The sequence below is a fragment of the Alteromonas sp. 07-89-2 genome (assembly GCF_013113925.1).
Lineage (GTDB): Bacteria > Pseudomonadota > Gammaproteobacteria > Enterobacterales > Alteromonadaceae > Alteromonas > Alteromonas macleodii.
The window spans coordinates 295,508-306,371 of sequence record NZ_VTYM01000001.1 but is presented as its reverse complement, the minus strand read 5'-3'; the positions used below and the strand labels follow the sequence as shown (position 1 = coordinate 306,371).

Annotated in this window: 12 protein-coding genes; 10 read left to right on the top strand and 2 right to left on the bottom strand. The window is 44.7% G+C overall.

Annotated features, from left to right (window positions below; all coding sequences use genetic code 11):
• Nucleotides 1-210 precede the first annotated feature (210 nt).
• The 4 genes from rpmB to mutM all read left to right on the top strand — a co-directional run bounded on the left by rpmB (nucleotide 211) and on the right by mutM (nucleotide 2,155).
• On the top strand, nucleotides 211-447 hold the full coding sequence (gene rpmB, locus F0261_RS01325) for a 50S ribosomal protein L28 (protein WP_014947757.1): 237 nt from the start codon (nucleotides 211-213) through the stop codon (nucleotides 445-447).
• 11 nt (nucleotides 448-458) lie between these two features.
• Nucleotides 459-614 (top strand): 50S ribosomal protein L33, encoded by a 156-nt coding sequence (gene rpmG / locus F0261_RS01320; RefSeq protein WP_012516577.1) that lies wholly within the window; start codon nucleotides 459-461, stop codon nucleotides 612-614.
• A 266-nt stretch (nucleotides 615-880) separates the two neighbouring features.
• Nucleotides 881-1,345, top strand: coding sequence for a hypothetical protein (locus tag F0261_RS01315; RefSeq protein WP_171337017.1), 465 nt, complete (start codon nucleotides 881-883; stop codon nucleotides 1,343-1,345).
• Entirely contained in the window at nucleotides 1,346-2,155 is an 810-nt protein-coding gene (mutM, locus tag F0261_RS01310; RefSeq protein ID WP_171337016.1) for a bifunctional DNA-formamidopyrimidine glycosylase/DNA-(apurinic or apyrimidinic site) lyase, read from the top strand.
• Nucleotides 2,156-2,173: 18 nt separating this feature from the next.
• On the opposite strand, the gene coaD is transcribed toward mutM, so the two are convergent.
• Both coaD and F0261_RS01300 read right to left on the bottom strand, forming a co-directional pair.
• A complete protein-coding gene (gene coaD, locus F0261_RS01305; protein WP_014947760.1) occupies nucleotides 2,174-2,662 on the bottom strand; it encodes a pantetheine-phosphate adenylyltransferase in 489 nt (162 codons plus the stop codon).
• An 88-nt stretch (nucleotides 2,663-2,750) separates the two neighbouring features.
• On the bottom strand, nucleotides 2,751-3,473 hold the full coding sequence (locus F0261_RS01300; RefSeq protein ID WP_216600661.1) for a 3-deoxy-D-manno-octulosonic acid kinase: 723 nt from the start codon (nucleotides 3,471-3,473) through the stop codon (nucleotides 2,751-2,753).
• A 488-nt stretch (nucleotides 3,474-3,961) separates the two neighbouring features.
• Between F0261_RS01300 and F0261_RS01295 the strand changes: the two genes are divergently transcribed.
• The 6 genes from F0261_RS01295 (at nucleotide 3,962) to glpE (ending at nucleotide 10,754) form a co-directional block, all read left to right on the top strand.
• Nucleotides 3,962-4,435: a hypothetical protein gene (locus F0261_RS01295; protein ID WP_171337014.1), complete on the top strand. Its 474-nt coding sequence runs from the start codon at nucleotides 3,962-3,964 to the stop codon at nucleotides 4,433-4,435.
• On the top strand, nucleotides 4,432-5,607 hold the full coding sequence (locus F0261_RS01290; RefSeq protein ID WP_014977892.1) for a hypothetical protein: 1,176 nt from the start codon (nucleotides 4,432-4,434) through the stop codon (nucleotides 5,605-5,607). The genes F0261_RS01295 and F0261_RS01290 overlap by 4 nt, the downstream gene beginning before the upstream one ends.
• 9 nt (nucleotides 5,608-5,616) lie before the next feature.
• Nucleotides 5,617-8,061, top strand: a complete 2,445-nt coding sequence (locus F0261_RS01285) for an EAL domain-containing protein (protein WP_171337013.1) — start codon at nucleotides 5,617-5,619, stop codon at nucleotides 8,059-8,061.
• A gap of 163 nt (nucleotides 8,062-8,224) precedes the next feature.
• A complete protein-coding gene (locus tag F0261_RS01280; RefSeq protein WP_014977894.1) occupies nucleotides 8,225-9,421 on the top strand; it encodes a glycine C-acetyltransferase in 1,197 nt (398 codons plus the stop codon).
• Nucleotides 9,418-10,443, top strand: coding sequence for an L-threonine 3-dehydrogenase (gene tdh / locus F0261_RS01275; RefSeq protein ID WP_014947766.1), 1,026 nt, complete (start codon nucleotides 9,418-9,420; stop codon nucleotides 10,441-10,443). The genes F0261_RS01280 and tdh overlap by 4 nt, the downstream gene beginning before the upstream one ends.
• Nucleotides 10,443-10,754, top strand: a complete 312-nt coding sequence (gene glpE / locus F0261_RS01270; protein ID WP_014977895.1) for a thiosulfate sulfurtransferase GlpE — start codon at nucleotides 10,443-10,445, stop codon at nucleotides 10,752-10,754. The genes tdh and glpE overlap by 1 nt, the downstream gene beginning before the upstream one ends.
• The last annotated feature ends 110 nt before the right edge of the window (nucleotides 10,755-10,864 follow it).

The following is a 10,864-nucleotide window of genomic DNA, read 5'->3' as shown; positions in this document are numbered from 1 at the left end:
ATACGGGCCGTGAAAAATGAGAGCTGGTAGTTTTTCGAGCAAAAAAAAGCCAAAAAGTAACCTTTTTGTACTTTCTTATTGAAATGATCCTGCCTTTGCTGTATAAAATGCGCCCTCTAATTTATAGTAATACGTCATTTGACCCAACCACTGTTTGAGCGCTTGGGATTAACTGACGCGACAGTTATCGTTGTTCTGGAGACAAATACAATGTCAAGAGTATGCCAAGTAACAGGTAAGCGTCCAACGGTTGGTAATAACCGTTCACACGCAAGAAATGCGACTCGTCGTCGCTTTTTGCCAAACCTTCAAACACACCGTTTTTGGGTTGAGAGCGAAAACCGTTTTGTAAAACTACGTTTGTCTGCAAAAGGCATGCGTATCATCGACAAGAAAGGTATTGATTCAGTACTAACTGACATCCGTACCCGTGGTGAGAAAATCTAAGGAAGCCGACAATGCGTGATAAAATTAAACTAGTTTCTTCAGCAGGTACAGGTTTCTTCTACACTACTGATAAAAACAAGCGTAACATGCCTGGCAAAATGGAGATCAAAAAGTATGATCCCGTTGTGCGTAAGCACGTTATGTTCAAAGAGGCCAAAATCAAGTAATTAGCTTGCTTTTGTCTCCACGAAAACCCAGCCCTTGCTGGGTTTTTTGCTTTTTGAAGAAGATATTTCTACTTCATCACGTCACGATCCCACCGGATCCCACATTCGACGAACCACGATCCCATGTGTTTGTCTTGCGATCACTGCTTTCTCCCACTTACTTTTTTCCAGCAGGTCCTAGGTTTTCTTTGAATTGAATTAGCTTATATATTGGCTAGGTATTACTATATTCCTAATTTTAGGACTCATATTTAACGGAAAATCAGGTGGCTAGAATTTCTCAGCGAGCAATGAATAACGTGGTCATTATTGCCATGCTTATCATGATTGCATTGTTCAACTTAGACAGTCTTGTACCTAAGAAGGACGTTGTTCAATCTCGCAGCCTGCTACCTGAAGACGCTTATGTGTTAAAAATAGAGCACGATGGCCATAGCTTAGAGCGAGTTGGACAGCAGTGGCGCCAGTCAGGTCAAAATACAGTTCTCGCCATCAAGCCGGATGTTCAGTTTTCATATTGGCAGCGGGCAAGGCTTGAGCCGGCCACTGACGTACCCGAAGCGATTACCAACGTACAGCCTTATATCGTCGTAGTATGGCTTGCAGGCAATAATAACGGCAATGTTTACGCCATCTATCCGAATACATCACCTGTTGTGATCAAATTTGAAAATAATTGGTACACATTAACCAACACCGAACTTGATAATCTTTTACCTTGGATACTGTAAATGCCTGAACTACCAGAAGTTGAAGTAAGCCGTTTGGGCGTTTCTCCACATCTTATTGGCAATACCATCACGCAGGTGGTGGTGCGTGAGCGAAGAATGCGCTGGCCCATTCCACAAGAGGTAGCGAACGTTGAAGGGCAGAGCGTTATTGCTGTAAAACGCCGCGCTAAATATCTACTTATTGAAACAGCCAAAGGCACGTTAATTTTACATTTAGGTATGTCGGGTAAATTACGCGTTATCGATGCATCGACACCAATTATTAAGCATGACCACGTAGACATTGTTTTAAACACCGGTAAGTGCTTACGTTTTAACGACCCAAGGCGCTTTGGGGCAGTGTTATTTCAGGCCCCTAATATGCAAATAGCCATGCTTGATAACTTGGGCCCAGAGCCGCTTACAGACGACTTTGACGATAAGCGCTTATTCAGACTATCGCGCAATCGAAAAGGCCCCGTTAAAAACTTCATCATGGACAATGCCATTGTGGTAGGTGTAGGAAACATCTACGCGAACGAAGCACTGTTTTTAGCTGGTATTGACCCGCGAAGAGCCGCAGGAAACATTAGCGCTGCTCGTTATCAGTCGCTAACCGCAACCATTAAGCAAGTATTGGCCAAAGCCATTGAACAAGGCGGCACAACATTAAAAGACTTTGCGCAAACCGACGGTAAGCCTGGGTATTTTGCACAGCACTTGAATGTGTATGGGAGAAAAGGCGAGCCTTGTGAAGTGTGTGGCAAAGCCATTGAAAGTAAGGTTATTGGGCAGCGAAATACCTTTTTCTGTACTCACTGCCAACGCTAATACACTTACTATTGGTGCTTAATCTTTCTTACTCAGCCTGTCTTTTAAAGCTTTCTCAACAACTGGGTGGCAAAAGCCACTCACTGCACCGCGGTGAAGAGCGACTTCTTTTACTAGGGTGGACGAGATAAATGAATTTTCCTCAGCAGGAGTAAGAAAGACACTTTCTAGTTTGGGATTTAAACGGCGATTCATATTTGCGAGTTGAAACTCGTATTCGAAATCAGAAACTGCGCGTAAACCACGAATGAGAATTGTGGCATTTTGTTCGTCAGCAAAATCAGCCAATAAACCAGTAAACCCCACTACCTCAACATTTGGTAAGTCAGCAGTGACTTTTTTTATCATTTCTACGCGCTCTTCTAACGTAAACAGTGGCTTTTTACTTGGGTTAGAAGCAATCGCTACAATCACATGAGAAAATAACTGAGATGCGCGTTCAATAAGGTCGGCATGACCGTTAGTGATCGGGTCGAAAGTACCAGGGTAAAGTGCTCTAGTGTGCATAAAGTCGAATCTTTTCGTTGTAGAGGGTTTATGTGTTCAACGTGGCTAATGTAACACATTATTAGCGTATACCAATCCGCTTACCTTATTACTTCACTGCCTCGCGGTAACCATTCATACACGCTGACCAGTCGCTCTCTTGCCAGTGAAAGACAGGGTTCTTTGCTTTCTCTTTATGTAAAGAGCGCAGCAGCCTGTCTAAATTACTTTGTTTCCAGCTGTTACCTTGACGCTGCTCGCAGCGATCGAAATCGATAAGCCATATTTGCTTATCGCTATCAATCATGATGTTTCGAACGTTGGCATCATGATGATACACCTGACAATTGTGCATAGCTGCCAGCGCTCGGCCAACCTCATACCACTCATCTTTATCCAGTGGTTTATCGCACAGTGCGTGGTGTAAATCTTTGCTATTTGGAATACTTAAAGTAATTAAATCGCCGCGGTAAATCAGGCCTCGGCGGTGTATACGCGCCGCAACCGGAATAGGCACAAGAAGATCTTGTGTTCGCATATATTCGAGCAGCCTGAACTCTTCAAACGGGCGAGAACGCTCAACACCAATAAACAGATATTGATCGCTCAGCACTTTGCCCACCAAGCCACCACGTTTGAAATGACGTAAAACCCAGCGCTGACCCTCATGCTCAATGAAAATGGTTGTACCACGTCCCTTGGCTTGACCTGTTATTTTGTCTTGAAGCTGCCAAAAGTCGGGGGTAAACATCTCCGCATTGGGGTGACTGACTAAAGTGTCGTCGAAAATAAAGTGGTGCCCAGCACCTATGTCTCGTCGTATTGTCGCCATGTCGCCCACAACTTATGGTAAATTCTTTATTCTAATGATTTATTTTGGTTTTTCAGCAATGACCGCGTTTCAGAGGTAAAAAAGTCTGTTTACGCGCTCATAGTTTTTACGTACTAAGATTATTCGTTGAAATAGTGAATCTAATTCAACGTCTTAAGTATAAAAACCTAAGTCGTTATGCTCATACGCGAGTATCGTTGACCATATTCATCATTTTGGAATGAGCATGTTAAATTGCGGCGTCCCGGAGAGTTCTATCTGAAAAATAAGCATTTATTTGGCGCGAAAAGGTAATACTCGAGCAAATAGGCTTCACATAGCGCATGCTAAAAGATACGAACAATAGGAAAAAATACTGTTGATAGACCAGGGCACCATCACAAGCTAATTGTCGCTTAATTTACTTAATTGTAAGGTAAAACTATCAAATATTATCTACACTTAGCGTTGCGAAGTGTTCCTTTGAAATAACAGGGAGTCGTTACTGAATGAAAAAGCCCGCTTTGCGATGGCTATCCACTGTTCTTGCTTATACTCAACTTAGACTGGTGCTATTACTGAATATTGCACTGTTTTCGGGCATGCCTGCGGCACACGCAGCAGAACTAAACGTCATGGTTAATGAGAGTGTCATGGTTTCAGAGCTAAACCGCTCTGAGCTTCGTCAGATATTTACCGGCCATCGTCAATATTGGAGCGATGGTACTAAAATCACGGTATTTGTATTGCAAGATAACGATGAGCTCCACAAGCAGTTTTGTCGTGAAGTACTTCAGATGTTCCCTTATCAATTATCTCGCTTATGGGATCAAATTACCTATTCTGGGCAGGGCGTTACACCCGTTAGGGTCACGTCTTACCAGGCGTTGATAGAGGCGTTAGAAAGTACCACAGGCGCTATCGGCTATGTTGAACATACCGAAATTGTGAAATTAAGACGCGTAGAGGTAGGAACAGAATGAATAAATACATCGCTCTCGCGTTTGGAATGATAAGCATGCCTGTCCTTGCTTCACAGGGAGATTTTTCGTGGCACGGTTATGTCTCTCAAGGTGTTACTCAGTCAAATGGAAGTAACTTTATAACTGACGATAACGCAACAACAGGTGAGCTCACCGAAGTTGGGCTAAATGGTTACTATCGAATAGCGGAAAACATCTCTGTTGCCGGGCAAATTAATTATTTAGACGGCGGGAATCGTTTTGAGCAGGGCGCTCGTTTAGATTATTTGTTTATTGACTGGAAATTGCCTGACTTGCCCGGTAAGTGGCAAGGGCAAGTCCACATTGGTCGCTTCAAAAATCGCCACTGGCTGTATTCAGTGACCAGAGATGTGCCACAAACACGTTACACGTCTGTTCTTCCCCAGTCTGTGTACTTTGACGGGTTTCGCGACGTTGCTTTGGGAAGCAACGGTATCCAAACCAGTTTCTCACACTATGGTACTCAGAACATCTGGGAATTAAACTGGAGTTACGGTCGCTCTAATATTAACGACTCCCAGCGAGATTTTTTACTCGGAGATGAAGCAAAAGGCGACATTAAGCAAGACTTTGTTCATCAAGCCAGCGTATTCTGGCAACCGGCTACCATGACATGGAAATTAGGTGCCAGCTGGTTGAGTTCTGATTTCAGGTACACACCTTCTCAGGATGAAAACCGTGTTGCAGGTAATGCAGATATAGAGCGTATTATGCTGTCTGCGCAATACTTTGCAGCAAGCTGGGAAGTGTCAGCGGAGCTAGTTAGGGAAGTTCAGGATAATAAAGGGCTATTCTTCCCTGGCTTTGCCTTTAAACGCACGGGCGAGGGCGGTTTTGTTCAGTTTAGGTATTTGTTTAATAACAATATAAGTGGTCTTATTGGCTACGACACATACATTAACGACAAATCAGATCGAGATGGAAAGCAGTTAGAGGCGATGACCGGCGGCGAGATCCCCGCCTACTTTGGCTACCAAGATACATATACCCTAGGGTTGCGTTGGGACATTGCACCGAAGTGGCGACTTCAAGGTGAGTATCATTGGGTTGAAGGTGCGACAAGGGTAGTGAGCTTACTGAACTTAGATGTAGCGTCTCATGCCGATAAGCATTGGGAAATGTGGTCAGTGCAATTGATGTATTGGTTTTAAGGGCATTAGATGAAGGTTCAGGTATCTTTCACCACTAAAACCATCACAATTTTGTTGGCTATGGTATTAACTGTGGCTGTAGTTATATCAACGGTTCTTATTCAGGAGTCTGACGCTCGAATTCTGCTCCAGCAACGGGAAAACCAGGTCAGTAATCAACGACGGGTTCAGCTTTTTGAAGACATTCTGCACGGCAGAATGATCACGCTTATTGATATCATCAGCCATAAGAGTGGAGGCAACGCAGATAGCCTTGAATCGCTACAACAAACGCTTAGCGGTCTTAGTGAATACCTGACCCTTAACTTTCAAGTTGAATCGCTGTATTTGTTTGACGAACACGGTGTTGTTGGTAACCCGCTACAGCCAGTAAATAAAACCATTGAAAAGTTAGTGAATACCACTCGGGTGTCGTTTGAAAGCCGCTCACTATTGTCCTGTGACTCGGTATGCACGCACTACATTTCAATTCCAATCATGGCAAACGGTGAAACACTGCCCGTCATCGTTGTGTCCACGTCGATGAGAGAACTGCTATACCTGTTTAGTCGCGCTACCGATGTGCACAAAGTTGCTGTTGTCCAGCACAAAGAAACCTCATCTGAGCTGTCAGAATTAAGGGTGGCAAGCCAAGTGTCTGCGGCTAATCGACAGTACTTACAATCTCTATTTGATGCGTTACCCGATAATTGGCGAATTGACGATTTAGTTATTAGAGGCATGAACGTTGCGCTGGAAAATCAGCAGTTGCTGGTTAGTTTATTGCCTTTTAATCACGCATCAGGTGATCATCCTTACTTGCTTATTGTGCAAGACGTGTCGGCCATGGTGCGTCAAAACGAACAATACCAGTACATAGTTATTTCTAGCGCTGTTGCGCTATTTTTTATCTTCTCTTCGCTGCTTTACCTTTTCCTAAATCAATACAGAATACGCTTGTTAGATGTAAGCGAACGTTTGCCTATGCTGGCCGAACACAAGTTTAGCGAGTTTTACACCATTGCAGCTAAACGAAGGAAGTCGCCTATTTTCAAATTCACAGATGAATTGGACGTTGTTGAAGACGCGGCAAATAATCTGGCGCGCCAGCTAGAAAGCTTTGACGGACAAATGGCTATTAACACAGCGAAGCTTGAAAAAATGGCGATGTTCGATGTGTTAACCGGACTTCCCAACCGTAATATGCTGACTTTTCAAATAGAAAAGCAGCTAGCTAGTTCAATTCGCGACGATAGGTTAGTGGCACTGATGTTCATGGACCTTGATGACTTTAAAAAGGTTAACGACAGTCACGGTCATGACGTCGGCGATAAACTCTTAAAAGCTGCTGCTATGCGTATTTCCAAGCCGATTAGAGAGTCGGATATTGCATCTCGATTTGGCGGTGATGAGTTTGTTATTTTACTTTCAAATATCGAAAGCAAAAAGCACGTAGATACGGTAGCCAAAAAGCTGATAGAAGAGTTTAAAGAGCCAATCATTGTAGATGGCGTAACCTTTTACGTATCCATCAGTATCGGTATTGCTATCACCAACCACTCTCGCGCCACGCCAGTAGAACTGCTAAGGCATGCGGATATTGCGATGTACGAAGCCAAAGCCAAAAAAGGGGCGGAGTATCGCGTGTATGACGCCACCATGAACCTTAAAGTAATGCAGAAGGTTGAGCTGGAGTCAGAGGCGCGTGAAGCCCTCAGAGACAATCAGTTTAGCTTAGCGCTTCAGCCCCAAATTGAGATGCACACGGGAAGGCTGGTGGGCTTTGAAGCGCTATTGCGTTGGCATCACCCTAAAAAGGGTAATATTTCCCCGGCAGATTTCATACCGCTTCTAGAAAACACGTCATTCATGCTTGAGCTTGATTACTGGGTAATTACGCGCTCAACTTATTTAATTAGAGAGCTTAAAAATAGCGGCTACCCCGACGTGAAGATGGCGATTAATTTGTCAGCGGGTCAGTTCTTAGACCCGAGTTTGCCTGAATTCTTGCAGCAGCAAATTATCAAAAATGACATAGCGCCCGACCAAGTTTGCTTAGAGTTAACCGAAACGGTATTGGTATCGGACATCAAGCGTGCAACCACCATCATGCAAAATATTCGCGACATGGGGTGCATGCTGGCTATCGACGATTTCGGCACGGGCTATTCGTCTTTGAGTTATCTTAAATCGTTACCCGCCGACTACATCAAAATAGATCGCTCGTTTGTGGCAAATATCGCCAGCAGTGCTGATGATAGAAATATTGTTCACTCTACGATTTCTATGGTGCGCAACATGGGAATGCAAGTGGTGGCAGAAGGAATTGAAACCAGTGAACAGTACGAGTTGCTGTGTCATTTCGACTGCAACCTAGGTCAAGGCTACCTTATCAGCAGACCTATTCCCGAGGTTAACATTTGGGACGTATTAAGCGAAAAAGTAGAGTTTGGTTTTTGGAAAGAATCCGCCTAGGGCTGCTTGACTGTTTCAAAAGGCGCACGCTCCATCAATGTAGTGTGCTGAATAATTTACAAACTTAGTCGACAAACCCATTAAATACAGCGCACGGGTGTGTACCCTTTAACGCGCTTTCATTAAACTAACAGTTTTAATATACCTACACTCGGAGAATGGCATGTCTGCGGCATTTATTTCTCATTTGCAATCGCAAATTGAAGCCACGAAAGAAGATGGTTTGTACAAAAAAGAGCGTGTTATCACGTCGCAACAACAAGCGGATATTGGTGTTGCTAACGGCGAGCACGTTATTAATTTTTGTGCCAACAACTACCTTGGTCTTGCAAACAATGAAAGCTTGATTGAAGCAGCAAAGAAAGGCCTGGATAGCCATGGTTTTGGTGTAGCATCTGTACGATTCATTTGCGGTACACAAGACATTCACAAGCAGCTGGAAGCCTCTATCAGCGACTTCCTCGGTACAGAAGACACCATTTTGTACCCATCGTGCTTCGACGCGAATGGCGGTTTATTTGAAACGCTATTAGGCCCTGAAGATGCCATTATTTCTGATGCGTTAAACCACGCCAGTATCATTGACGGTGTGCGCCTGTGTAAAGCTAAGCGTTATCGCTACGCCAATAACGATATGGCAGCATTAGAAGAGCAGTTAAAGCAAGCTGATGCCGATGGCGCACGTTTCAAAATTATTGCCACCGACGGTGTGTTTTCAATGGACGGCGTGATTGCCGATTTAGCCTCTATTTGCGACCTGGCCGACAAGTATGACGCCATGGTAATGGTAGACGATTGTCACGCAACGGGCTTCCTTGGCGAAAACGGCAAAGGCAGCCATGAGTATTGTGGCGTTATGGGTCGTGTAGACATCATCACCGGTACTCTAGGTAAAGCACTAGGCGGCGCGTCTGGCGGTTACACCTCGGGCAAAAAAGAAGTCGTAGAGTGGTTACGTCAACGCTCGCGTCCTTATCTTTTCTCAAACTCGGTTGCGCCACCTATCGTTTCAGCATCGCTTAAAGTGTTTGAAATGATGAAAGAAGGTGACGAGCTTCGCGCTAATTTATGGCGCAACGCCAATCACTTCCGTACGCGTATGGAAGAAGCGGGCTTCACATTAGCTGGTAAAGATCACGCTATTATTCCTGTTATGCTAGGCGATGCCCGTTTAGCTAGCGAAATGGCAGACAAGATGCTTGAGAAAGGCATCTATGTTATCGGTTTCTCTTACCCTGTTGTGCCGAAAGGTCAGGCCCGCATTCGTACGCAAATGTCAGCAGGTCATAGCCTTGAACACGTTGATAAAGCGGTAGATGCATTTATTGAAGTCGGCCGTGAACTGGGAGTAATTTCATGAAGTCGCTAGTTAAAGCGAAAGCAGAAAAAGGTATTTGGCTACAAGACACGCCAGAACCTGAAGTAGGACATAATGACCTACTGATTAAAATTCGCAAAACCGCTATTTGCGGCACCGACATGCACATTTACAACTGGGACGAATGGTCACAGAAAACTATTCCGGTACCTATGGTTGTAGGCCACGAGTATGTGGGCGAAGTCGTAGGTATGGGCCAAGAAGTGAAAGGGTTTAAGGTTGGCGACCGTGTTTCGGGCGAAGGACATATTACCTGTGGCCATTGCCGTAACTGTCGTGCAGGTCGTGTACATTTGTGTCGCAACACTGAAGGTGTAGGCGTAAACCGCCCGGGCGCTTTTGCTGAATACTTGGTAATTCCTGCATTTAACGCGTTTAAAATTCCAGACAACATTAGTGACGACCTTGCGTCTATCTTTGACCCGTTTGGCAACGCTGTTCACACCGCACTAAGTTTCGACTTGGTGGGTGAAGACGTACTGATAACCGGTGCCGGCCCAATAGGTATTATGGCTGCTGCAGTTGCAAAGCATGTAGGTGCTCGTCATGTCGTGGTTACCGATATTAATCCTTACCGTCTTGAGCTTGCTAAAAAAATGGGTGCAACCCGCGCCGTTGACGTAAGCAAGGAAGACTTGAAAGACGTAATGAACGAACTTGGTATGACAGAGGGCTTCGATGTGGGTCTGGAAATGTCTGGTGTGCCGGTGGCTTTCAGAGACATGCTGAACAAAATGAACCATGGCGGCAAAATTGCCATGCTGGGAATACCTCCACAAGATGTTGCCATCGATTGGAACCAGGTTATTTTCAAAGGCTTGGTGATAAAAGGCATCTACGGCCGTGAAATGTTCGAAACATGGTACAAAATGGCGAGCTTGCTGCAGAGCGGCTTAGACCTATCGCCTATCATCACACACACCTTTTCTATTGATGACTTTCAGAAAGGGTTTGATACCATGGGGTCTGGACACTCAGGCAAAGTTATTCTGGACTGGCAATAATGACAACATTCTCACACATTAGCGTAAACGACGTTGCAAACTTTCAAGGTGACGTAACCATTGTGGATATTCGCGATCCTCAATCGTTTGCTAATGGACACATGCCTAACGCAGCGCAGCTGAACAACGACAACTTTGCAGCGTTTATCGACCAAACGCCCAAAGATATCCCAGTGATTGTAGTGTGCTACCACGGCGTAAGCAGCCAGCAGGCGGCCCAAGTGATTGCACAGCAAGGCTTTGAAACCGTTTATAGTATGGACGGTGGCTTCGAAGCATGGCGACTGGCAAATCCAGTAGTCACGGCATAGCGATTTGATAAAGGTGCACAATGTGCACCTTTATTTTTTGCAGCTACTGCAGTATTTCAGTATAAAGAGGTTATATACCGCGCCCTTGGTATATGTCATATCGCATTCAT